Below are 24,746 nucleotides of genomic sequence, written 5' to 3'. Positions count from 1 at the left end.
TAAGAATTGCTTTTAGTATATTTATATGATATAACTGTATCAATAAACAAAATACCAAATTTATGCGATTCTCACTAAATAAAACCCTGTTTTCTTGTATTATTATGATATCATTAACCTTAAACAGCTTTGCGCAAATAAATGCAGGTCAATCTTCTCCTGATTTCTGGAACCACGTTCGATTTGGAGGTGGGATAGGATTGAGTTTTGGTGATGGTTTTTTCAGTGGGACATTAGCTCCAAGTGCTATTTACGAATTTAACGAACAGTTTGCCTTAGGAGTTGGTCTCAATGGCACCTACAACAAAAGGAAAGATTTCTATAAGTCGACCGTTTTTGGAGGAAGTTTGATAGGTTTGTTCAATCCAATACCCGAAATTCAACTGTCGGCAGAATTTGAAGAACTTAACGTCAACAGGAAATGGGAAGACAGACTCAATATTGCTAACGAAAATTACTGGTATCCCGGACTGTTTTTAGGTGCTGGCTTTAGATCTCGTAATGTTGCGGTTGGGATCAGGTACGATGTCTTATACGATAAAGAGAAAAGCATTTACGCCGATCCTTGGGCTCCTTTTGTGAGGGTTTATTTTTAAGAAAAAAGACCAATTTCGTTATTGGCTATTCAAAAATCATCAATCGTTAATCCCCCTTCGCAAGAGCTCCGGGCGGGCATTAATCAAATTTAACTCACCACTCATCCCCATTGACCCTCCTCTTAATACTTTGTACTACATTCTTAATACTACTCCTTTATTTATAAATAGCAATCTCCACTTCCCCACTCGAAGTTCTAAACCCACGGTACATCCCTTCCGTATTGAACGGCATTGCAATATTGCCTTGAGCATCAACGGCAATCAATCCGCCGTCACCTCCTATTTTAAGAATACGGGTATTGATCACTTCGTGAGCAGCTTGCTGCAATGACAATCCTTTATACTCCATCAAGCAAGACACATCGTAAGCCACAACACCTCTGATAAAAAACTCACCACTGCCCGTACAACTTACTGCACAAGTAGTGTCATTGGCATAAGTACCGGCGCCTATCATCGGGCTATCGCCCACTCGGCCCCATTTTTTATTGGTCATTCCGCCAGTTGAAGTGGCCGCAGCAGTATTCCCATTTTGATCACAGGCCACTGCGCCTACGGTTCCAAACTTACCATCCTTTTTGACGCTGTGGTCCAATTGAAAACTATCGCTGTCTTTGATGCCTTGCCATTGTTGGTATCGGACTTCATCGTAAAAATACACAGGATCCAAAATCTCATAACCATTGCTTTTGGCAAATGTCATGGCACCTTCGCCTGCTAAAAAAACATGATAACTCTTATCCATAATATCACGTGCCAATGCCACGGGGTTTTTAATGCCTGTTATGAGAGATACCGCTCCTGCCTTGAGGGTTTGTCCATCCATAATAGAAGCATCCATTTCGTGTGTGCCCTCAGCGGTGAACACCGAACCTTTTCCAGCATTAAAAAGCGGGGTGTCTTCCAACAATTTGACAGCTGTTTCAACCGCATCGAGTGCCGTGCCACCAGTTTCCAAAACACTATAACCTGCATTGAGCGCAGTTTCCAAAGCGGCTTTATAGGCAGCTTCCAATTCTGCCGTCATCAAACCTTTCACTAAAGTTCCTGCACCACCGTGAATGGCAATGCTGTATTTTTTATTCTTCATTTCTATATTGCTGATGGTCATGCTTCAAAAATACGCTTTGATTTTAAATATTTTTCATTGGATGAAGTTTCTTTTGTGTGGCTTCCGCAGAACTCGCAGAAGGACGCAGATAAAAAACAACATGCTTCGTGTTGCCGTGTAACAACCCTCAGATAATAGCATAACAAAATCCTTCGAGTTACATTATTCTATTCCTTACAATATATTTTACGCTCTTTACGTTTAATCATAGCTGTCATAAAACGCAAAAATCTCAGAACTTTATTGCGAACATCGGAAAGTCATACAAACACCATTAGACTCTGATTTTAGGATTTTTAAGGCTGGTTGTTTTCTGTATTATATTTTGCAACTCAGCCCATTCCTCGTACCTTTGGAGCTACCCAAATAACAACCTTATGCTTGACAATTTTTGGTTTAACGTGAAGTACGGCATGAACCATGTTTTGGACATCAATGCATACGATCATGTCCTATTTTTACTGGTACTCACAATACCTTACATGTTCAAAGATTGGAAGCGTATTATCCTACTGGTCACCATATTCACCTTAGGTCACACCCTTAGTTTAGTGCTGGCTGTGTATGGTATTATTAGTGTTAATGCCAGTTTGGTTGAATTCTTAATTCCCATAACGATTATGGTTGTGGCGCTCTACAATGTTTTTACTGCAGGCAAAAAAGCACCCAGTGAAAAAATTGGAATTCTGTTTTTATCGACTTTATTTTTTGGGTTGATCCACGGTCTCGGTTTTGCAGGCGAATTTAAAATGTTTGTAGGGAGGGCGGAAAGCAAATTGATGCCCTTGGTAGAATTTGCATTGGGAATAGAATTAGCGCAGATAATCATTGTTTTTGTCGTGCTGTTTGTAGGTTTTTTATGTCAAACTATTTTCAGGATTTCAAAACGCGATTGGATTGTGGTGTTATCTGCAGTGGTTGTGGGTTTGGTCATCCCAATGCTGATAAACAATGAGTTATTTTCATAAGAGCTATAAGGTTTGCTGAAATTTTAACTCTAAATTGTAAAAATTAAAACATGAAGCTTTTATTTTCGTTGTAGGTTTGCATGAAAAATAGCGACCAAATAATTAAATTAATTAATGCCAAGAAAAAAACAGCTACGCTACGACAAAGCGTATTTAAGAATCGCAAAAGAATGGGGTAAACTATCCCATTGCAAACGCAAGCAGGTTGGTGCACTTATAGTTAAGGACAGAATGATCATTTCTGATGGCTATAATGGCACTCCTACGGGTTTTGAAAACTATTGTGAAGATGATGAAGGATACACAAAATGGTACGTCCTTCATGCCGAAGCCAATGCAATTTTAAAGGTTGCGGCCTCAACACAATCTTGTAAAGGCGCGACCTTATATATTACATTATCACCTTGTAAAGAATGCAGCAAATTGATCCATCAAGCTGGCATCATTCGTGTTGTATATCACCAAGGCTACAAAGATGATTCCGGACTTGCATTTTTGGCCAAAGCGGGAATAGAAATAGAACTTATTGAAGAATTATCCACAGAATGACGTCTAAGAAAAAATATATTCCATTGATTATCGGTGTTGCCATTGCAGCAGGCGTTTTCGTTGGTGGAAAACTCAATTTTACGGATACTTCTGATCGCTTGTTTACTTCAAATAGCAAAAAAGATAAACTCAACAGGCTCATTGACTATATTGATTTTGAATATGTTGATGCTGTGAACACGGATAGTATTGTAGATGTGACGGTCAATGGTATATTAGACAAACTCGATCCACATTCCGTTTACATTCCTAAGAATGAAATGCAACGGGTCAGTGAAAACATGAAGGGTGATTTTGTAGGGATTGGCGTCAGTTTTTACACTTACAAAGATACCATAGCAGTGATCAGATCACTTCCTGGAGGCCCAAGCCATAAAGCAGGGATTAAAAGTGGTGACCGGATTATAATGGCCGATGGCGACTCAATTTTTGGACATCAATGGAGCAATGAAGACATCATTAAGAGATTAAAAGGCGATAAAAACTCTAAAATCAAATTAAAAGTTTATCGTAAAGGGGAGAAAGAACTACTTGATTTTACCATAAGACGGGCGAGCATTCCTATTAACAGCGTGGATGCAGCCTATATGATCACAAAAGATCTAGCTTATATTAAAATCAACCGATTTGCTGAGTCTACTTATAAAGAATTCAAAAAAGCCTTGGACGATCTGCAAGACGAAGGCGCGACCAAATTGGTGCTTGACTTGAGAAATAATCCAGGTGGATTCTTGGGGATTGCCGAACAAATTGTGGACGAGTTTTTGGAGGATGGCAAATTGATCCTTTTCACAAAAAATAAATCTGGGCGGGTAGAAAAAAGTTATGCTACACGTAAAGGCGATTTTGAAGAAGGCGAAGTATTTGTCCTGATCAACGAAAACTCTGCTTCTGCCAGCGAAATAGTTGCTGGCGCCTTGCAGGATAATGACAAAGGCACTATTATTGGACGTAGAAGCTACGGGAAAGGCTTAGTGCAACGCGAAATGGCATTGGGCGATGGCAGTGCTGTGCGTTTGACCGTGTCCAGATATTACACCCCGACAGGACGTTCCATACAACGCCCCTATGACAATGGGCATAATCTAGAATACTACAACGATTATTACAAACGTAGAAGTAGTGGCGAACTTAACGATGAGATCAATATTCAAGTAGCGGATTCCTTAAAATTTACAACTCCCATGGGCAAGGTTGTTTATGGTGGTGGCGGCATTATTCCTGATGTTTTTGTGCCTTTAGATTCAAGCATCCAAAACGAAACCTTAAATTACATCAGACAAAGTGGTCTTATCAGCTATTTCGTTTTTGAAGAGCTCGACAAAGATCGTGAGAGTTATACTGGCGTTTCCGAGCAAGATTTCATCTCTAATTTTGAGGTCAGTGACGACATTCTGATCAGATTCCAAGAGTATTTAAATGGCAGACACAGAGCTAACGTAAATTTTGTAGCTTATAATAAGGAAATGAAACAACTAATCAAAGCCGCCTTGGCCGATCAATTGTATGGTTCAAATGCTTCTGAAGAAATCCTAAATATCACCGATGATATGATTGAGGAAGTGATGAGATTGATCGAAAATAAGTAGCGGAGCTATTGGGTATTTTATCTTGTTATTCTTTATTAACAATATCACTCTTATACACAATCATAGTTGAAAACCAGCATTCCCTTGGTTTAGACTATATCTCCTCCAATATGGATTTTCCACTCGAGTTGTCGCCGGAAGTCCATTGCCAATTTTCATAAAGTCTGATTTTTCCGTTTTCGTGAAGTTCAGGTGTTGAATGACAAACTCCAGTCATTAATTCGCCTTTGACATTGACTTGGTGGTAACGCATTTCGATATGTCCATTTTCGTCCACCAATCCAATTAAATGACCTTTTACTATTTGCCCTCCCTTATATTCCGATGTCAGGATATTGCCTGTTTGTTTATATTCAAATATCGTTTTCTCTGAAGTTTCACCATTTTTGGAGTTTTGAACTGGTCGAAATCTTTTGTTGTTGTAGTTCATTTAACTATAGTTTCTGATGACGTTTACATTTAAATCAGTGCCAGCTCAATCCGTGTTTTCCGCATTCTATTCTTGGGTTTTATCGTGTACATGGGCATCATTCCCATCGTTCCAAAGCGTTAAAATATCCGTTGCCACTTGAGCGCCACTACCAGAAGCAATCGCAAACTGACTTCTCCAGCCTGCCAAGGTCCCCGCAACATACAATCCATCGTCTACCAAATGATCTACGTTTTTCAACCAAATACGCTCCTTAGCGGCAGCGGCTCTTGGATGTGGACCAACGTAGGCCTCCAATCCCTTAATCGTCATTAAATTGGTATAACCCACTGCTACTATTACTGCTTTGGAACTATAACTGTTTTTATTTGTTGTGACCGTATAGCCTTCAGCAGTCTTCAAAATGGAATTTACCCGTTCATTTTTAATTTGATCCACATGTGGATACAATGTGGAGAGTTGCTCTATACCTTGTGCAAGAATATCAGAACCCAAAGTACCTGAAGGAAAGCCTAAAACATTATTGAACAGTGCAGTTTGCAAATGGGAAGCTCTCTGATGTGCAATCAAGCCAATTCGCCTATTCTCGGCAAAGGACTTCGACTTTGCTGATCCTAAAACCAAGGCACAAGACATACCTGCAGCTCCAGCACCAACAATCAATACATCATACATTGCGATTCTGTTTTGAAAGTTTCTCAATACGTTTTGAAATTCTCAAAATCTGCAATAAAACAATAGCACAAAGCGAAAGGATAATAGTAACCGCTGCCACGAAACTTTGACCATACAATAAGCCATTAAAATTGAGTTCTCCAACATTGAAAGCTATTAGTCCCAATGCGACGACAGTTAAAATGATAGTTGCGATTTTCATATACTAATTATTGATTTGATTAAGACAACATGAACAATGTCTTGATATTATGGGCAAATAATTTCACAGCGATAGCTAGCAAAATCACACCAAATATCTTTCGGATGACATTAATACCGCTCGGCCCAAGAAAACGTTCAATTCTTGCTGAGGTCTTTAAAACGATAAAGATAACAACAACATTTAACAAAACCGCCACGATGATATTTTCTACTGAATACTCTGCTCGTAAGGACAATAAAGTGGTCAAGCTTCCTGGACCAGCAATCAATGGGAATGCCAAAGGAAAAACGGTCGCAGTCATACTGCCGCTATCTTCAGTTTTATATAGAGTAATTCCGAGCGTCATTTCTAAAGCAATAAAAAACAGAATAAAAGCACCTGCCACAGCAAAAGAATTGATATCAATACCTATTAAAGACAAAATATTCTGACCTAAAAACAGGAATGTAATCAGTATCAATCCCGCAATAATAGAGGCTTTCCCACTTTCAATATGGCCGAATTTTTTACGTAAGTCAATAATAATTGGAATGTTTCCAATAATATCAATTACCGCAAAAAGAATCATAAATGCGGTGAAAATCTCTTTGAAATTAAGTTGCATAAAATGTAGCTTTAAACTTTTTGCAAAAGTAGATTATTAATACTAATATATAACTATAAATTTTAGCTACTTTTGCAGACTACTTTTTTATATAATTCAGCTCATTTTTAAGCCAATAGACTATGTTTCAATTAGGAAAAACCATCGTTTCAGAAGACATCCTTGAAAAGGATTTTGTATGCAATTTAGCTGCCTGCAAAGGTGCTTGTTGTATTGATGGTGATGCAGGAGCTCCTTTGGAATTGGAGGAAACAAAAATCATGCAGGCCATTTATCCAAAAATCAAACCGTTTTTACGTCAAGAGGGCATTGATGCCATTGAGGCTCAAGGTACGTTTATCACTACGGAAGACGGCGATTATGAAACGCCGTTAATTGATGGTGCAGACTGCTCCTATGTGATATTTGACAAAAAAGGGATTGCGCTTTGCGCCTTTGAAGAGGCCTACAATCAAGGTGAAACAGATTGGAAGAAACCGGTGTCCTGTCATTTATATCCTGTTCGTGTTAAGGAGTATTCTGAATTTTCTGCCCTTAATTATCATAAATGGGATATCTGCGATGCCGCTTGCACTTTAGGCAAAGAACTTCAGGTACCTGTTTATAAGTTCGTCAAACAAGCCCTTATCAGAAAATTTGGAGAAGATTGGTATATGGAACTTGAAGAAATTGCGGAAAAGCAAGGATAACCTTCATTTTTGTTCCAACTATACATTATTCACTACAAACTATACATTGGTTAAATTTTTAATTCATTTGTTTTCATAACTTTAAGGTTCACTTAAATCAATTTAACAGATGAAAAATACATTATATAGAGTCGCATTTTGCTTCATCTTTTTATTTTCTTCAAGTTTGGTCCTATCTCAAAACGGCTCGAAAGAGCTTAAAGATGCCTATGATTTTGACTATATCTATAAACTTAAAATGACCAACAAAAAGGATGATATCCAATTTGACTATTATCTCAAAAAAGATGCGGGCTATTTTGGTTTTGATATTTCAGAAATGACTAAGGGCCAGGAAGGCATGAAGATGTTTACCATTATGGATAATGATAGCGGTACCACTGGTATGTTCATGGATATGATGGGCAAAAAAATAGTCCAAAAATCAAAAATAAAGCTCAGCGATTTTGATTCAGATAAGAATGCGCCTGATTACACACTTACAGAAATAGGATCCAAAACCATTTTGGGTTATAATTGTCAAGGCTTTATCATGGAAAATAAAGACAGTAAAATCACTGTTTACATTACCGACGAAGCCCCTGTGAGCTTTAGTAAAATGGGGGACAATAGCAAAACCAAGATGCCAAAAGGCTTCAACCCCGTTTGGATGGAAAAATATGCGGAAAATGGACTCATGATGGAAATGCAGTACATTGACAAAAAGAAAAGTAAGAATAACATGACCATGTTATGTGTAGGCTTGGAGAAAACAGATTTTTCAATTCAGGCTTCAGATTATGGTTCTATGTTAGGCGCTTTGGGAAATTAACTCCTGTATTCGATTACAGAACTGTTCCCTCAACCTAAAAGGCATTTCACGCATTGAAATGCCTTTTTTGCGCAATTAAGGTTGAGAATGCTTTTCATTGTATTTATCTTTGAGAACATTAGAAACATGTTTTATGAAAACATTTATAAGTATCGTCATTGCAATACTCTCTTTCACTTCTGCCTTTTCAGATCAAATTACGGCAACCGTTGTCTTTGAAAATTTCACCGAAAAAACTTCTATTTCTGGTGTGTTTTATATTTCAGAAACGAATCAAAGATTTCAAATCAGTTCATTAGAGCAATTCACCATTACACTTCCAAAAAAAGGAAAATATCAATTTGAGTTTTATTCTGAAGATGTCAATACATTCACCTATTATCCGATTAGAATTACGGTACGGAAAAATACGGTGACCATAAGATTGGAAAATAAAACCGTCGATTCTGACGCAGTCACAATTCCGAGAGGTTTTCCGATAAAAGACATTTCCAACTTTTCAAGTGAGCAAATTGAGGACGGCATAAATAATGGCACTATCAACTTTATAGTTCACGGATTGTTGACAATAAGTCCTGAAGCCATAAAACCATTTAAAGATGCCTATGGCATTGGTTTTATTAACGAAAACTGTGTGGTAGATCCAATTTCGTTTAGAACTGCAATGAACACCAACAAAAAGATCGAAGGCTACTTAACTATGAAATTTGGTGAGGAATGGAAAAACCAATTACCCGCACAACCTTTTGGGCTATGATGTTTTGAATTCGTTTATAACCCTCCTAGCAAAACCCAACCAAATCAGCTTACGTTTATAAAGCGCTTAGGCAACACTTGAACAACTGTTGAACGGCCACTTAAGCAGAAGATTTCAAGCGGTTGGCACGTGTTGGAATATGCACAACAACCTTAGTGCCCAGCGGTCTTCCTTGCGCATCATATAAGTCTTCAATATCCATTTTGTAATCTGTTGTAAATCGTTTAGAAAAATTGGCCAATCGTGCTTTGGTTATGGCTATACCTACAGACTTACTTTTAAGCACTCGTCCATCGTTTATTTTTTCTGAAGCTTTTCTTCCGATACCATTGTCGGTAATTGAAATATTAACAAAATCATCATCGTCTTTGTAGACCCTTAATTCTATCTGCTTGTTCGCTTTTTTGGAGGAAAGACCGTGCCATAAGGCATTTTCGAGAAAAGGCTGTAAAATAAGAGATGGCACTTTAATAACCGATGTATTAATACCTGGCTCAACATCGACCGTGAAGTTAATTTCATTCGAGAATCGGATGTTTTCAATGTTCATATATAGCTGCATCGTGTCCAGTTCATCTTCTAAAGAAATCTCTTTTTCAGTGGAAGCAATCAATATTTTTCTGATGAATTTTGAGAATTTATTCAAATAATAAACTGCATTTTCCTTTTCATTATTGATGATATAGAGCTTTATGGAATTTAATGAGTTGAAGATAAAGTGCGGATTCATTTGACTTCTCAACATATCTTGCTCTAAAGTCAATATCTGCTTTTCTTGGCTTAACTGTCGGTTTCTGTTAATGGCAATTATAATACCGGCAACAATTGCTAAAGTCAAAAGAGCTGCCCAAAATATGGTTTGATTGCGTTGTAGCTTTGATCTTACCAATTCATTTTCGTTGGCAAGCTGTATGATCTGATTGGTCTTCGCTTCATTTTCATATTGAATGATTATGTCACTCACATATTGCATGTTTCGCTCCGTGAAAATCGTTCTTTCAAGTTCAACGGCCTTCTCATAATGTTTCAATGAGGCCTTGTAATCATTCTTTTTCTTATATAACTCGGACAAATGTTTATGGGCGTCAACAGTTGACGTTTTTAATCCGTAGGTTCCAGAAACTTCCAATCCCTTCTTTAAATTGATTTCTGCTATTTCGTCCATTTCTAATTCCTGTTGCACCCAACCCAAATTGATATAGGCATATGAAATATAGTATTGATCGCCCAATTGAAGCGCCTTCTTCAAACCTTCTTCAATGATAACTTTAGCGTCCGTAAATTTCTTTTGCTTTATATAAACCTGCCCAATACTATTGTAGCAGATCACGCGGCCTACTTCAGAATCAATCTGTTCATTATAATTTAAGGATCGTTTATAGTTTTTAAGTGCAAGATCCAAAAGTCCCTTGGCCTCATCTGCATAGCCCAGATTATGATAATTAATGGCCAACCCCAATCTATTTCCCAATTGATTTTCAATGACCAATGATTTTTCAAATTGCTCAATGGCCAAGTCATACTGTTTTAAAGTTAAATAAATATTTCCCATGCTATTTTGCGAAACCGCAATACTGTGCATCAATTCGTCTGTCGGATCTTTAACAGTTTTTGCAAGATCCAAGGCTTTTTTATGGTAATCAAGAGCAGGTTTTATAAGATCCATCCGCCTGTATACCACACCTATCATATTTAGGCTTATAACCTCCAATTCTGTACTATTAACTTTTCTTGCCAATTCCTCAGCCCTTTCGTGTGCTTCTAAGGCAGCATCGTAAAGCGATTTATTCCTATAGATTTCTCCTAGCTTATTCAGAGCATAACACTCAACTTCCAATGAATGCGCATCGGATGCTTTGACCACCAAACGCTTTAAAATCAAACTGTCTTTTTGAAACTCAGCGAATATCGAATTAATTTCAGTGTATTCTTTTGGCCAATTGCCCTCTACCTTTTGTAATACAGTTTCAAAGTCAGTAGTGCTTTCATTTTGAGCCTGAAGTGCTGGCATAGTGGCAAAACAAATCAACCCTATTGCAAAATGCTTTAAGGCTTTTTTAAAAAGTGCCACTAATTTTTGGAGATGTTGCATAAGTCTATAACTTTTCTAAAAAGTCAGATTTTCGTTGTCTTGCCACGGGAATCTTAAAATTTGAAGCCATCACAACATAGCCTTCACTTTTTATAAATTCTTTTATTTTTTTAAGGTTGATAACGTAGGAGTTGTGAATTCTGAAGAATTGATTTTCTGGCAAAAGATCGTTTACTTCTTTTAGCTTCTTCGTAATGACAATTTTCTGGGCATTATCCATGACAATAGTGCTATAATTACCATCTGACTCCACGTATTCAATTTCTTCAGCATCCAAAAAAATAAGCTTGCCGTCGGTATTGATTGTGATTCTCTTTTGATCAAATCTTGCATTAAAATTAAGCAGTACTTCTTCAATCTTATTTGAATTCACCAATTTAGAAGTGTGCTTTTTAACTTTTTTGATGGTTTCCTGCAAATCATCAGAATCAATAGGTTTCAATAAATAATCAATAGCTTCATTCTTTAACGCTTTTATGGCAAATTCATTATACGCCGTGGTAATGACCACGGAAAAATCCTTGTTGGTAAGTTTCCCAAGCAACTGAAATCCGTCCATTGTTGGCATTTGAATATCCAAAAACAGACAATCAAGAACATTGTTATCTATATAATCAATAGCATCTTCTGGACTCGTGAATGTTTTGATAACTTCGATCTCATCACTAAAACTCGAAAGCTCCCAAGTGAGGCTTTGTATCGCCTTAGACTCATCATCAATAATTACTGCTTTTATCATAATTTAAATATAATAATATTAAAGTTGGAATTTTTATAAAATTGTATGCTTAGTAGTATTTAATGTATAGTGTGTCCATTTTATCACTTTTTTAAAAATCAAGCACCACTATTTTGATATAAATCATGTAAGAATTACCAACTATACATTATTTCATACCAACTATACAAATGTCCTTACTTATCACCTATAATTTTATGATATTTGAAAAGGGATTTATTATTACCCAATAACAATAAAGTGATCGTGGGGATTCACTTTAAGATTAAATGCTATTAATCAAATAAAAAGTCAGGGTTCGTCCCTGGCTTTTTTTAATAAAAAACAGCGATATTACCCTGTTATTTTATAACATTAATCTTAGTTAGTTAGTTAATCGGGAAAGCATCATTTTCATAATTTGGAAAGTGATGCTTTTTAATTTTTGGTTTTGGCTGAAAGCATTATAGTTGAGAACTCTGATCGGATAGTACATGGATGTGAAAAACATAATAATCACGGAAGAGATGCTCGCAAGTAAGACCAAGCGTTTCGTCAATTACCTCATCGATTTAATTCCGTTTTACCTTATTAGTTATGGCCTTATTTATAGCATCTTCTACCTAGGCGACTATTTGGACAATTACGAACTAAGTCAATTTTTTATAAATTTATCGTTCATTGAGGAACTAATAATCGATTCTATCATAATTGTTTTTTATTACTTTATTTTCGAAAGTCTGACCTTCAGATCTTTGGGAAAATACGTAACAAACACCAAAGTTATAATGAAGAACGGCGATGCGCCAACTCCCAAGGATGTTTTAATTAGAGGTCTATGCAGGATAATTCCTTTTGATGGCCTGTCCTTTCTTGGTACAAATGGTAAAGGTTGGCATGATGCCATTTCAAAAACCTATGTAGTGGATATTGAGAAGTTTAAAACATGACAAATTTTGGCAAATGAACTTGATCAAATAGGTCAATCTACTGATTAAGTTCTCTAAATAGGGGATATCGGGATAACCTCAACAATTGTTTTCTCTTTTTATTTGATACTCACATAACTTCATTAAATTTGCATTTCAATTTTTCATACTATGTACAGAAGTCACAACTGTGGTGAGTTAAGAGCATCACATATCGATAATGAGGTTATACTTTCAGGTTGGGTACAGAAAGTGCGCGACCAAGGATTCATGCTTTGGGTAGATTTACGCGACCGTTACGGCATTACACAACTTGTTTTTGATGATGAACGCAGCTCAAAAGCCTTAATGGAGCAAGCCCAAAATTTAGGTCGTGAGTACGTTATCCAAATTAAAGGTAAAGTCATCGAACGTGCTTCCAAGAACGCTAATATTCCAACTGGAGATATCGAAATTTTAGTGTCTGAATTGACTGTTTTGAATTCAGCTATTCTTCCACCCTTTACAATTGAAGACCATACGGATGGTGGCGAAGAATTACGAATGAAATACCGCTATTTGGACATCCGAAGAAATCCAGTAAAAAACAGTTTGATCTTTAGGGCCAAAGTAGCGCAAGAAGTCCGCAACTACTTATCGAGCGAAGGCTTTATAGAAGTTGAAACGCCATATTTAATAAAGTCAACGCCAGAGGGCGCACGCGATTTTGTGGTGCCAAGCCGTATGAACGAAGGACAGTTTTATGCCCTTCCACAAAGTCCACAAACATTTAAGCAATTGTTGATGGTGGGTGGCATGGATAAATATTTCCAGATTGTGAAATGTTTCAGGGATGAAGATCTACGCGCGGACAGACAACCAGAGTTCACACAAATTGACTGTGAAATGGCATTTGTAGAGCAGGAAGACATTTTAAATGCTTTTGAAGGCTTGACCCGTCATTTATTGAAAGAAGTCAATGGTGTTGATATCGAAAAATTTCCCCGCATGACTTATGACGAAGCCATGCAAAAATACGGAAACGACAAACCTGACATCCGTTTTGGGATGGAGTTTGGTGAGCTGAATGCAGTCTCTCAACATAAAGATTTTGGGGTGTTTAACAGTGCTGAATTGGTAATTGGTATTGCAGTTCCAGGCGGAAATACATACACCCGTAAAGAAATAGACCAATTGATTGATTGGGTAAAACGTCCGCAAATTGGTGCATTAGGCATGATTTACGCACGTTATAATGACGATGGAAGCTTTAAATCTTCTGTTGACAAGTTTTATGATCAAGAAGATTTGGCAAAGTGGGCCGAATTAACGGGGGCAAAACCAGGAGATCTTATTTGTGTACTTTCAGGAGATGCTCATAAAGTAAGACCACAATTAAGTGCACTGCGAATGGAATTGGCGACGCGTTTGGGCTTGAGAAACCCGAAGGATTTTGCACCATTATGGGTGGTCGATTTCCCATTATTGGAATGGGATGAAGATACAGAGCGCTATCACGCCATGCACCATCCATTTACAGCTCCAAAGCCAGGACAGTTGGAATTGTTGGATACCGATCCTGGCGCAGTAAAAGCCAATGCCTACGACTTGGTATTGAATGGGAACGAAATTGGTGGCGGATCAATTAGAATCCATGACAAGAAAACTCAAGCGCTTATGTTTGATTATTTAGGGTTTACACCTGAAGAAGCCAATGCGCAATTTGGATTCTTAATGGATGCTTTTCAATATGGTGCACCTCCACATGGTGGATTGGCCTTTGGTTTGGACAGATTGGTTGCCATTTTGGGCGGACAGGAGACCATTCGTGATTTTATTGCATTCCCGAAAAACAATTCTGGTCGCGATGTCATGATTGATGCACCTGCACCAATAGACGATAAACAACTTGCCGAACTGAGTTTAAAATTAAATATAAAGTCAAAATAATATATGTCCTGCTTTACGCAGGACATTTTGTATAAAGCAATGCCAAAGCATAAATCATTAAAACGTTTTTTAATTTTGAGATATAAATATATTTCACAAAAAAACTATGTTTATATCCTTTGTATTATTGTTGGCTTAATGGTGGGCTTGGCCTCTGTAACATTGAAAAACATCACTTTTGCCATTCAAAAAGCTTTGGAGCAGGGCATTGTTGTTTCAGAAAATCAACTTTACTTTATTTTACCGTTTATCGGACTATTGCTGGTATATCTCTTTAGAAAATACCTTGTAAGAAAAGAACTTGTCCCCACAGTACCTTCGTTTTTAAAACGAGCCATTCCATCTCTATTATATTCTCTATTGCGACAAAAAGGACTATTGTCTTATAAACTTATCTATCACCCTTTAATTTTGGCGCCACTAACCGTTGGTTTTGGTGGATCTGTCGGGCTTTTAGGCCCAGCCATTACTTCAGGATCAGCTTTGAGCTCCAACTTAAGTAGGTTGCTGCATGTGGACAAAAAAACCAGAACCTTACTCATTGCCTGCGCCACAGCTGGAGCTATGGCTTCTATGTTTAAGTCACCCATAGCAGGGATCGTTTTTGCTATTGAAGTGTTCAGTCTTGACTTGACCTTTGTCTCATTATTGCCATTGCTAATCGCTTCAATTTGTTCGATTTTGACCTCTTACTTCTTTTTGGGAGATGAGGTATTATTCAACTTTTCGGTTTCAGATAATTTTTCGATCTCAGACACCCCATTCTATATTATTTTAGGCATTGGCACCGGGATTGCCTCATTGTATTTTACAAAGATCTATTTTGCGATTTATGCTTTTTTTGACCGATTTAAAACACGTTTTGTGAAGTTGTTGGTTGGAGGTCTCGCCATAGGAATCATGCTTTATTTCATTCCACCACTTTATGGGGAGGGATTAAGTTTTACACGCGATTTGTTTAGCGGTGATTATTTGAGTGCTTTAGGCTCCAATCCCTTCGACAAATATTTGGATAATGTGTGGGTGGTCATTGTCCTTCTTCTCGGATTTTCAATTTTTAAGGTTATCGCCATGACCACCACGTTTGCAGCGGGTGGCGTAGGTGGGGTCATTGTCCCAACAATGGTGATGGGAAGTGCCTTAGGAAATGTTATTGCTAAAACATTAAATAATTTAGGATTAGGTTTTCAAGTTTCCGAAGCTAATTTCACATTGGTCGGCATGGCAGGATTGATTGCAGGAGTGATTCACGCACCGTTGACCGCTATATTTTTAATTGCCGAAATTACTGGAGGTTACGCACTGTTTTTGCCTTTAATGATTACGGTGGCCATTTCGTATATGATCACCAAAAACTATATGGAACATACCATTTACACGCGGGAATTGGCGGAACGAGGTGACTTATTAACTCATGACAGAGATAAAAATGTGCTGACCCTAATGCGCCTTGAAAGTGTGATTGAAAGAAACTTTATCACCCTACATCCAAAAATGACCTTTGGAGAAATGCTGCACGAAGGGGTGTCAAAATCAACACGAAATTTGTTCCCCGTAACAGATGAGGACAACCAGTTTTTAGGTATTATTTTGTTGGATGATATTCGTGAATTATTGTTTGATCAGAAATTATATGACACGACTTTTGTGAAAGACTATATCCATAATCCTCCAGATGTCATTATCTTTGAAGAAGATACAATGCAAACCGTTATGGACAAATTTCAAAGTTCTGGAGCTTGGAACCTTCCAGTGCTAAAAAACGGAAAATATGACGGTTTTGTATCAAAATCCAAACTATTGACTGCTTATAGACGTCAATTGATTAACTTTAATAAATAATGAAATATCTAATAATCTTTCTATCTATCGCTGCTGTTGGCAGTATTGCTGTAGGGCTTATGGTCGAAACTGAATATTCTCAAAAATTCATTGGTTTTGGAACCATGGGTCTGTTTGTGCTGGTATTTCCATTATTTGCCTATTACCGATGGAAAGATAAAGACTTTAGAGATTATATGCTTACCAAGGAAAATCTTGACAAGATGCGCGATAAAGAAAAACACAATTTCTAATTCAGATTTCGTTTTTCAATAAAAAACCGTTTTAACAACCGCGAGGATTCTTCCGCTAAAACACCGCCAACCATGACCGTTTTCGGATGTAGTTTGGTGTTCAGTGCTGTACAGCCTCTTTCGTCATCTTTTGCGCCATAGACAATCTTACTAATTTGGCTCCAATACAATGCACCGGCACACATTTGGCATGGCTCTAAAGTGACATATAAAGTGCAATTGTTCAGATATTTACCACCTAAGAAATTAGATGCCGCAGTAATGGCCTGCATCTCGGCATGAGCCGTCACATCAACAAGAAGCTCGGTCAGGTTATGGGCTCTTGCAATGATCCTGTTATCAATCACAATGAGTGCACCCACAGGAATTTCACCCTTTTCAAAAGCGTATTCGGCCTCCTGCAAGGCTTTTTTCATAAAGTAAACATCATCAAAAGGGTTTTCCACTGTACAATCTTCAAAGGTTAAAAATCAAAAATACAATTTCAAATGCTACATTTGTACTCTGATGAAAAAATTATTGGATCATATCAATTCGCCTTCTGAATTAAGGCTCTTAAATCAAGAGGATTTACCACAACTTGCCAAAGACTTACGCGAGTTTATTATTGATATTGTAGCCACTAAAGAAGGGCATCTGGGCGCCAGTCTTGGGGTGGTGGAACTGACCATTGCCCTTCATTATGTTTATAATACACCTGAGGATTTATTGGTTTGGGATGTTGGGCATCAAGCCTACGGACACAAAATCCTGACGGGTAGAAAATCGATTTTCCATACCAATAGACAACTTCATGGCATCAGTGGTTTTCCAAAACGAGATGAAAGCGTATATGACACTTTTGGCGTTGGGCATTCTTCTACCTCCATTTCTGCGGCTTTGGGAATGGCTATTGCCTCCCAATTGAAAGGTGATCACAAACATCATGTCGCCATTATTGGTGATGCATCTATTGCGAGCGGAATGGCTTTTGAGGGTCTCAATCATGCAGGTGTTACGGATGCCGATTTTTTGGTAATCCTCAATGATAATGCTATTGGGATAGACCCAAGCGTCGGTGCATTAAAACAATATCTGACCAATGTCAAAAAAGGCACTGAAAAACAAGACAATATTTTTGAGGCCTTAAATTTTGATTATACCGGTCCCATTGACGGTCATGATTTAGACGTGATCATCAAGGAACTCAACCGACTCAAAACGGTAAAAGGTCCCAAGTTTTTGCACGTCATTACTACCAAAGGAAAAGGGTTAAGACAAGCAGAGGAAAATCAAGTTACCTATCATGCTCCAGGAAAATTCGATTCCCTAACAGGAGAGTTGGCTATAAAATCAGCGTCTACACTCACTAAGTTCCAAGATGTTTTTGGGCTGACCATTGTTGAATTGGCAAAACAGAATCCGAAGATTGTAGGCATTACACCTGCAATGCCAACAGGAAGTTCATTAAAATACATGATGGACCTAATGCCCGATCGGGCCTTTGATGTGGGTATCGCAGAACAACATGCCGTCACGCTTTCCGCAGGAATGGCAACACAGGGCATGGTGGTTTTTTGCAATATTTACTCTACTTTTTTACAGCGTGCTTATGACCAAGTCATTCATGATGTCGCTTTACAGAATCTGCCTGTTATTTTTTGTTTGGATCGTGCGGGTTTGGTTGGTGAAGATGGTGCTACCCATCATGGTGTTTTTGATTTGGCTTATTTGAGATGCATTCCGAACCTCATCATTTTTGCGCCACGGGACGAAACTGAATTGCGCAATATCATGTACACAGCACAATTGGGTCTTGAACATCCGATTGCCATTAGGTATCCTCGTGGTTATGGTGTCACTCCAGACTGGAAACAATCATTTAAAAAACTGGAGATAGGGAAAGGTGAATTACTTAAAGAAGGAAGTGAGATCGTCATTTTAACCATTGGATTTATTGCTGAAAATGCAAAAGCAGCTATTTCGAAATTGAGTGCTAATAACAAAGTTGCACATTATGATATGCGATTTGTAAAACCTTTGGATGAAGCACTATTACATGAGATTTTCAAAAAATTCGCTTACATCATCACCGTGGAGGACGGGACAATCAAAGGCGGATTTGGATCGGCAGTTTTAGAATTTGCAGCGGAGCACAATTATTACATTCCCATAAAAACATTAGGTATTCCTGATACTTTCATCGAACAAGGCAGTGTGGCGCAATTACAACAATTGGCTAACGTAGATGCCTATCATATTATAAAAACGATCGAAGCAGCTCTACTCTTCGTCAAAACCCGCAAAATCTAAGTGCTGTTGCGTCTTATGAATGTTAGCTTGTGATGGCTGTTCCTTAGTGTGTGAAAGATCATTAACCACAAATAAAAAAGCTACAGTTATAAGCATGATAACGATGGCGGTAAATGCATTCTTTTTCATAATAATTATGTTAGGATTCATCAAATATACATAAATATCGATTAAAAGCAAATTTATCCGATGAAATGTATTTAAAAGTGAGTTCCCTTCAATTTTTTATGAGTTGATATGGCCTTACTGTCTGAGAATTTAGCAATATAATTGCAAATGCCCATTAAGCTGTTGTATAAATTTTCTTTATCCAGATCCAAAGTTTTTGGGAAGATTTTAAGCACCAATTTGTGATAGTTGCTTAAAGTGCCATGATGATGATTACTGATGGTATCTGTAAAAACATCCAAAATACCGTCGATGATTTTAAAACCTGCTATCTCCTTATCCACAACTTCTTCCGACTGATACACTTTTTCAACACTTAGTTTGATAATATCATTTATCTGAGCTTGATATTTAGAAACGTCCAATAATGCCTTATCGAAAGTACCATTTAGAATGTCTCCCTCATGGGCCATAAATAACTCAACAGCCTCGTTGATCAATGTGCTAATTGCCAAGGCGCGCAAGTAACTGACTCGATCTTCGGTGTTGGATAAGGCATGGTAATTTTTAGAATTAATGGTGTTCTTCACTAATTTGATGAGATATTCCAATGCAAATTCTTCCTCAATCAAGCCTAAATTGATACCATCTTCAAAATCGATTATGGTGTAACAAATATCGTCAGCAGCTTCAACCAGAAAAGCCAAGGGGTGTCTGGAATAGCTCACATTTTGGGTATTCCCACGATTTATCAATCCGAGTTCCTGAGCTACATCTGCAAAGGCCTCCTTTTCACTTTGAAAAAATCCGTATTTTTTATCCGCAATATTCGGCGTTGGTTTTTTGGGTAAGGATTCTTTCGGATATTTCATAAAAGCCCCGAGGGTTGCGTAACTTAATCGCAAACCACCTAATCTCCCCACGCGACTTTCAGTCAATATTTTAAAACCATTCGCATTGCCTTCAAAATCGCATAAATCTTGATATTCCTTATCCGTCAAATGGTCTTTAAACCGTTTGCCATTGCCGTTTTTAAAAAATTCGCCAATCGCTTTTTCACCAGAATGTCCAAACGGCGGATTTCCAATATCATGGGCCAAGGCAGCTGCAGCCACAATGGCCCCAAAATCATTGGTCTGATAGCCATGGATGTTTTGAAGATGAGGATATTTGGCCAATACTTCTTGTCCCACACGCCTGCCAAGACTTCTTCCCACGACGCTTACTTCCAAACTATGGGTCAAGCGGGTGTGAACAAAATCAGTTTGTGACAAAGGAATGACCTGGGTTTTATCCTGAAGGCTTCTAAATTCAGAAGAAAAAATGATACGATCATAATCCACTTCAAAGCCCAAACGGGTTTCATCCTGTTCTTTTCTAATACGTTTATGCGAATCTCCAAATCGTTTTAATGACAATAATTGTTCCCAGTTCATAGTAAGGTTTTATGCGTCCGCAAGATACATTTTTCAATGTTAAATTAAGATGTCCATTTTGTAATAATTAACCCAAAGCTAACATTCACCTAACTTTTTTATGACTTAGGTTTCATCTTGACTTAACCTTCCTCTTGCACATCATGGCTTTCTTTGCAGTGAATATTTATAACCAACAAATGAAGTATATTTTAATTGCATTGCCATTTCTTTTCACCTCAATTCTGAGTGCACAATCTACAGCATCTATAGCCGGAAAATTAATTGATAAAGAATATAACAATGAGCCTTTAGCTTTTGGAAACGTTCTGATAAAAGGCACCACCATTGGAACCACGTCAGATATGGACGGTGTGTACGTTTTTGATAATTTAAATGAAGGACGCTACACGCTCATCTACAGCTTTGTCGGCTATGAAACTAAGGAAATGGAAGTGGCATTAGAGGCAGGAAAAGTAGTCAGTATCGATGTTGATATGGTTGCCAGCGCTGCAAGTTTAGATGAGGTGCTCATTAACGCAACCACCCGAAAAATCAGTGAAACTGCTTTATTGATGGACCAAAAAAGGGCCATTGAAATTAAGCAAAGTATTGGTATTGAAGAATTGTCAAGAAAAGGTGTGAGTGATGTTGCTACTGCTGTAACCAAAACGACAGGGGTTTCAAAACAGGAAGGATCCAATACAATCTATGTGCGTGGTCTTGGCGATCGCTATAATTCAACCTCCATTAATGGCCTTCCTGTAACCTCAAATGATCCTGAAAAGAAAAACATAGACCTTGATCTTTTTTCGACAGATATCGTAGAATATATATCAATTGATAAGGTTTATAGTCCGAAAATCTCAGGAGATTTCGCTGGTGGAAATGTTGATATAACTTCCATTAACTATCGAGGCAAGAGGATGTTTGAATTTTCGTTAGGCTCCACCATGGGAACAAATGCCATGAATAAATTCAATGATTTCAAATTACAGGATGGCCCAAATAGATCTGGTTTCTCTTCTTATGGCGTTCCCAATAATCCACTAAGCGGTTATCATTTTGAAAATAGCTTAGCACCCGTAAAAGAAAAGCCATTAGGAAGCAATTTCGGATTAAAAGCGGGCAAATCTTTCGAGATTGGAGATGAGGGCAGGCTTAACTTATTTGCTACTGCAAGTTTTGACAATAACTTTGAATCTCGTGAAGGCATTAACCAAAGCGTCAGTGCGCAAGGTGCAAAACTAAAATCTTTTCAACAAGAACGATTTTCTTACAACACCAATACGACAGGCATGTTCAATGCCAATTATCGCATCAACGCCATGCATAAAATTGCCTATAACTTTTTAATGGTCAATTCTTCAGAGCAAATTAGAGATACTTATCAAGGATTTATTCGTGACATTGCTGAAGAGGACAACGGACTGATACAACGCAGCACTTACATTCAAAATACTTTATTGATTCATCAACTGTTGGGGAACCATAAGTTATCCGATAAATTCAATTTTGACTGGGCAACTTCTTACAACAAGGTAGAGGGTGACATGCCAGATAGAAGTCAAAACACCTTAAAGTATTCGGACGATGCCAATGGTTATGTTTTTGCGCAAAACACCATTACCGACAACCACCGATATTATCAAAACTTGATTGAAGATGAATTGGCCGCCAACCTCTCAGTAAACTATAAACTTAATGAAGATGTGGATGGCAATTCCAAAGGCAAAGTGACTTTAGGCTATAACGGAAGATTTAAAAAACGTGATTTTGAAGCCATTCAATTTAATTTCAGAATTTCAGGATCTCAATTAAATACACCGATTGACCCTGACAATTTAGACCTGTTCTTAAACCAACAGAATTTTGATAATGGCTTATTTGGCATTGAATCCTTCGCTGGCTTAACCCCTCAAACTTATGATGGTGATCAAAACATTCACGCTGGTTATGCGAGTTTGGAATATCAATTTTCAGAAAAACTGAGCGCTATGGCAGGCCTGCGCTTTGAAAAAGTAGAACAGACCGTGTCTTGGAGAACACAACTCGACGCCTCAGGAAAAAGCAACACATTCGACAGAAATGAGTTTTTGCCAAGTGTTATTTTAAAGTATGAATTGAATGACAAACAAAATTTACGTTTAGGCGCGAGTAAAACCTATACGCTCCCACAATTTAAGGAGAGAGCCCTCTTTATTTATGAGGATGTCACAGAGGTAAAAGTTGGTAATCCAGATCTCTATCCTTCACAAAATTATAATCTCGATTTAAAATGGGAAGTTTTCCCTAAAAGTTCAGAGCTTTTTTCTGTCACAGTCTTTGGAAAATACATTCTGGATCCGATCAACGAAATCACTTTAGCCTCTTCCACCAATGATATTTCATTTATAAATACAGGAGATGCCGGATATGTTTATGGTGCTGAAATCGAACTCAGAAAGGATATTTTCAAGTTTGATGAAGCCCATTCCAATCAACTTTCTGCAGGGTTGAATGCCACTTATATGCAAACAACTCAAGATTTGGATTCTGAAAAAGTAAGGCAAGAAACAAATTACAACACCAATCTAACACATGACACTTCAGGTTTTACCGGAGCTTCTGATTTTTTGTTGAACGCAGATTTATCATACCTCACAAAGTTTAGTAGTGACGCTAACTTGATGGCCACCTTAGCTTATTCCTATACTTCAGACAGACTTTATGCCCTTGGTGTAGAAACCAAAGGAAATCTGGTCGATAAAGGTGTGGGTATTTTGGATTTCATACTAAAAACAAAAATAAACAAGCACATAGGTCTCGATTTCTCGATCAAGAATTTGCTTAATCCAGCCGTAAAAAGAGTTCAAGAAAATGAATCAGAAGATATTACGGTACTGTCGTACAAGCGTGGAGCGTTTTTCAAATTAGGATTGCGTTACAAATTATAACAACTCAATAATTATAAATTAAATAACCAAAATCAATTAACAAGTAACATTATGAAAAAAACAATTTCGAAACTTTTAGGAACAGCACTTTTATTTGCTTTAATATTTACAACGGCCTGTTCAAGTGATGATGACAACTCATCGGATGATGATGGTGGAACTACATTTGTCTTAGATCGTGATAATCTTACAGGAGAAATCAACGACGGGGAAGTCATTTTGGAATCAGGAACTTATAAATTAACCGGAAAATTAATTGTCAACGCGGGCGCGAAGCTGACGATTAAAAGCGGCGTTAAAATAGAAGCTACCTCAGCCACAAGTGGTGATTTTGCGGCGGTACGCTATATTGCTGTTGCACAAAATGGTGAAATTGATGTGCAAGGCACGGCTTCCAACCCAGTAGTTATGACCTCCACAACTCATGCTCCTGGCGCTTGGGGAGGACTGGTATTATGCGGAAATGCTCCAATAAACAAAGGCACCACCGCTTCTGCTGAAGTCTCTGATTTGACCTACGGAGGAGGCGATGCGAATGATAGCTCAGGATCTCTTAAATATTTGAGAATTGAATACTCTGGATTTGCTTACAATTCAGAAAAAGAATTCAATGGTCTCTCACTTTTCGGCGTGGGTAGTGGTACAACCATAGAATATGTTCAAGTTCATGAGGGTTCAGATGACGGTTTTGAGTTTTTTGGAGGAACTGCTACGGCTAAATATTTAGTGGTAAGTAACTTTTCTGAAGATGTAGGTGATGATTTATTCGATTGGACTGAAGGTTGGTCAGGAACTGGTGAAAACTGGTATGGTATCAGAACAAATGCGGGCAATAGAGGCATTGAAGCAGATAACAACTCCAATAATCATTTGGCTACACCAATCTCTAACCCAACTATTAAAAACCTCACCTTAGTTGGTTTGGGAGCTGCTGACACAAGTTCTGAAACACAAGCCATTAAGTTGAGAGTGGGTACTCAAGCACAATTTGACAATGTGGTACTGAGCAACTGGAAAACTGGGTTCGACATTCAACATGATGAAAGTGTAGGTTATGTCACCGCAGGCAGTTTAGCTGCTACAAATGTGAGGTTTGACAATGTCACCACACTATCTGTAGGGAAAAACACTGCAGGTGAAGCTGTTGATGTATCAGGTGTGTATAGCATCAATGAAAATGCTACAGGTGCAGGTAACGGCAGTGCAAAACCTGCTTGGGCGAATGGCTGGACCATAGGTTTATAAAATCAAGAACTTCGGGGCCG

General features: G+C 37.9%; 24 protein-coding genes. 14 read left to right on the top strand and 10 right to left on the bottom strand.

Annotation, left to right across the window (positions count from 1 at the left end; all coding sequences use genetic code 11):
- The first annotated feature begins 62 nt into the window (after positions 1-62).
- A complete protein-coding gene (locus J4051_RS13355; protein ID WP_317192720.1) occupies positions 63-596 on the top strand; it encodes an alpha-ketoglutarate decarboxylase in 534 nt (177 codons plus the stop codon).
- Between the two features lie 157 nt (positions 597-753).
- Here J4051_RS13355 and J4051_RS13350 read toward each other — a convergent pair whose 3' ends face one another.
- The gene (locus J4051_RS13350; protein WP_208234376.1) at positions 754-1,689 is read right to left on the bottom strand and encodes an isoaspartyl peptidase/L-asparaginase family protein; all 936 of its coding nucleotides are present in this window, start codon (positions 1,687-1,689) and stop codon (positions 754-756) included.
- 398 nt (positions 1,690-2,087) lie between these two features.
- Between J4051_RS13350 and J4051_RS13345 the strand changes: the two genes are divergently transcribed.
- From J4051_RS13345 to J4051_RS13335, 3 genes are all read left to right on the top strand, one after another.
- Positions 2,088-2,678: a HupE/UreJ family protein gene (locus J4051_RS13345; RefSeq protein ID WP_208234375.1), complete on the top strand. Its 591-nt coding sequence runs from the start codon at positions 2,088-2,090 to the stop codon at positions 2,676-2,678.
- Positions 2,679-2,792: 114 nt separating this feature from the next.
- On the top strand, positions 2,793-3,227 hold the full coding sequence (locus tag J4051_RS13340) for a deoxycytidylate deaminase (RefSeq protein WP_208234374.1): 435 nt from the start codon (positions 2,793-2,795) through the stop codon (positions 3,225-3,227).
- On the top strand, positions 3,224-4,816 hold the full coding sequence (locus J4051_RS13335; RefSeq protein WP_208234373.1) for a S41 family peptidase: 1,593 nt from the start codon (positions 3,224-3,226) through the stop codon (positions 4,814-4,816). The genes J4051_RS13340 and J4051_RS13335 overlap by 4 nt, the downstream gene beginning before the upstream one ends.
- 94 nt (positions 4,817-4,910) lie before the next feature.
- On the opposite strand, the gene J4051_RS13330 is transcribed toward J4051_RS13335, so the two are convergent.
- From J4051_RS13330 to J4051_RS13315, 4 genes are all read right to left on the bottom strand, one after another.
- A complete protein-coding gene (locus J4051_RS13330; RefSeq protein ID WP_208234372.1) occupies positions 4,911-5,246 on the bottom strand; it encodes a n-acetylglutamate synthase in 336 nt (111 codons plus the stop codon).
- Between the two features lie 66 nt (positions 5,247-5,312).
- A complete protein-coding gene (locus tag J4051_RS13325; RefSeq protein ID WP_208234371.1) occupies positions 5,313-5,921 on the bottom strand; it encodes an NAD(P)/FAD-dependent oxidoreductase in 609 nt (202 codons plus the stop codon).
- Positions 5,914-6,123 carry a hypothetical protein gene (locus J4051_RS13320; RefSeq protein ID WP_208234370.1) on the bottom strand — a complete coding sequence of 70 codons (210 nt, stop codon included), beginning with the start codon at positions 6,121-6,123 and terminating at the stop codon, positions 5,914-5,916. Before J4051_RS13320 ends, J4051_RS13325 begins: the two co-directional genes overlap by 8 nt.
- Positions 6,124-6,142: 19 nt before the next feature.
- Complete coding sequence (locus J4051_RS13315; protein WP_208234369.1) at positions 6,143-6,730, bottom strand: MarC family protein; 588 nt, start codon at positions 6,728-6,730, stop codon at positions 6,143-6,145.
- A 122-nt stretch (positions 6,731-6,852) separates the two neighbouring features.
- Here J4051_RS13315 and J4051_RS13310 point away from each other — a divergent pair, with 122 nt between their 5' ends.
- The 3 genes from J4051_RS13310 to J4051_RS13300 all read left to right on the top strand — a co-directional run bounded on the left by J4051_RS13310 (position 6,853) and on the right by J4051_RS13300 (position 8,987).
- Positions 6,853-7,419 carry a DUF3109 family protein gene (locus J4051_RS13310; RefSeq protein WP_208234368.1) on the top strand — a complete coding sequence of 189 codons (567 nt, stop codon included), beginning with the start codon at positions 6,853-6,855 and terminating at the stop codon, positions 7,417-7,419.
- Between the two features lie 109 nt (positions 7,420-7,528).
- A complete protein-coding gene (locus J4051_RS13305; protein WP_208234367.1) occupies positions 7,529-8,230 on the top strand; it encodes a DUF4412 domain-containing protein in 702 nt (233 codons plus the stop codon).
- Positions 8,231-8,363: 133 nt separating this feature from the next.
- Positions 8,364-8,987, top strand: coding sequence for an FEKKY domain-containing protein (locus J4051_RS13300; protein ID WP_208234366.1), 624 nt, complete (start codon positions 8,364-8,366; stop codon positions 8,985-8,987).
- A 100-nt stretch (positions 8,988-9,087) separates the two neighbouring features.
- Here the strand turns inward: J4051_RS13300 and J4051_RS13295 are convergent, their stop codons facing one another.
- Both J4051_RS13295 and J4051_RS13290 read right to left on the bottom strand, forming a co-directional pair.
- Complete coding sequence (locus tag J4051_RS13295) at positions 9,088-11,079, bottom strand: tetratricopeptide repeat-containing sensor histidine kinase (protein WP_208234365.1); 1,992 nt, start codon at positions 11,077-11,079, stop codon at positions 9,088-9,090.
- 4 nt (positions 11,080-11,083) lie between these two features.
- Positions 11,084-11,818: a LytR/AlgR family response regulator transcription factor gene (locus tag J4051_RS13290; protein WP_208234364.1), complete on the bottom strand. Its 735-nt coding sequence runs from the start codon at positions 11,816-11,818 to the stop codon at positions 11,084-11,086.
- A 479-nt stretch (positions 11,819-12,297) separates the two neighbouring features.
- Here J4051_RS13290 and J4051_RS13285 point away from each other — a divergent pair, with 479 nt between their 5' ends.
- The 4 genes from J4051_RS13285 (at position 12,298) to J4051_RS13270 (ending at position 16,730) form a co-directional block, all read left to right on the top strand.
- Positions 12,298-12,747, top strand: coding sequence for an RDD family protein (locus tag J4051_RS13285; RefSeq protein ID WP_208234363.1), 450 nt, complete (start codon positions 12,298-12,300; stop codon positions 12,745-12,747).
- 150 nt (positions 12,748-12,897) lie between these two features.
- Entirely contained in the window at positions 12,898-14,655 is a 1,758-nt protein-coding gene (gene aspS, locus J4051_RS13280; protein WP_208234362.1) for an aspartate--tRNA ligase, read from the top strand.
- A 39-nt stretch (positions 14,656-14,694) separates the two neighbouring features.
- Entirely contained in the window at positions 14,695-16,497 is a 1,803-nt protein-coding gene (locus tag J4051_RS13275; protein WP_208234361.1) for a chloride channel protein, read from the top strand.
- Positions 16,497-16,730, top strand: a complete 234-nt coding sequence (locus J4051_RS13270) for a hypothetical protein (protein ID WP_208234360.1) — start codon at positions 16,497-16,499, stop codon at positions 16,728-16,730. The genes J4051_RS13275 and J4051_RS13270 overlap by 1 nt, the downstream gene beginning before the upstream one ends.
- Here the strand turns inward: J4051_RS13270 and J4051_RS13265 are convergent.
- Entirely contained in the window at positions 16,727-17,176 is a 450-nt protein-coding gene (locus J4051_RS13265; protein ID WP_208234359.1) for a nucleoside deaminase, read from the bottom strand. The two genes, J4051_RS13270 and J4051_RS13265, sit on opposite strands and share 4 nt — an antisense overlap.
- 61 nt (positions 17,177-17,237) lie before the next feature.
- On the opposite strand from J4051_RS13265, the gene dxs reads away from it, so the two are divergent.
- On the top strand, positions 17,238-19,022 hold the full coding sequence (gene dxs / locus J4051_RS13260; RefSeq protein ID WP_208234358.1) for a 1-deoxy-D-xylulose-5-phosphate synthase: 1,785 nt from the start codon (positions 17,238-17,240) through the stop codon (positions 19,020-19,022).
- Here the strand turns inward: dxs and J4051_RS13255 are convergent.
- Entirely contained in the window at positions 18,993-19,151 is a 159-nt protein-coding gene (locus tag J4051_RS13255) for a hypothetical protein (RefSeq protein ID WP_208234357.1), read from the bottom strand. The genes dxs and J4051_RS13255 overlap by 30 nt on opposite strands.
- Positions 19,152-19,222: 71 nt before the next feature.
- Complete coding sequence (locus tag J4051_RS13250) at positions 19,223-20,566, bottom strand: deoxyguanosinetriphosphate triphosphohydrolase (RefSeq protein WP_208234356.1); 1,344 nt, start codon at positions 20,564-20,566, stop codon at positions 19,223-19,225.
- 179 nt (positions 20,567-20,745) lie between these two features.
- Here J4051_RS13250 and J4051_RS13245 point away from each other — a divergent pair, with 179 nt between their 5' ends.
- Positions 20,746-23,481 carry a TonB-dependent receptor gene (locus J4051_RS13245; RefSeq protein WP_208234355.1) on the top strand — a complete coding sequence of 912 codons (2,736 nt, stop codon included), beginning with the start codon at positions 20,746-20,748 and terminating at the stop codon, positions 23,479-23,481.
- Between the two features lie 51 nt (positions 23,482-23,532).
- Entirely contained in the window at positions 23,533-24,726 is a 1,194-nt protein-coding gene (locus J4051_RS13240; RefSeq protein ID WP_208234354.1) for a hypothetical protein, read from the top strand.
- Positions 24,727-24,746 lie beyond the last annotated feature (20 nt).

The sequence above is a fragment of the Gelidibacter pelagius genome (assembly GCF_017581925.1).
Taxonomy (GTDB): Bacteria; Bacteroidota; Bacteroidia; order Flavobacteriales; family Flavobacteriaceae; genus Gelidibacter; species Gelidibacter pelagius.
Note: the sequence above shows the minus strand (reverse complement) of the source record. Positions and strands in the feature narration are given on the sequence as shown.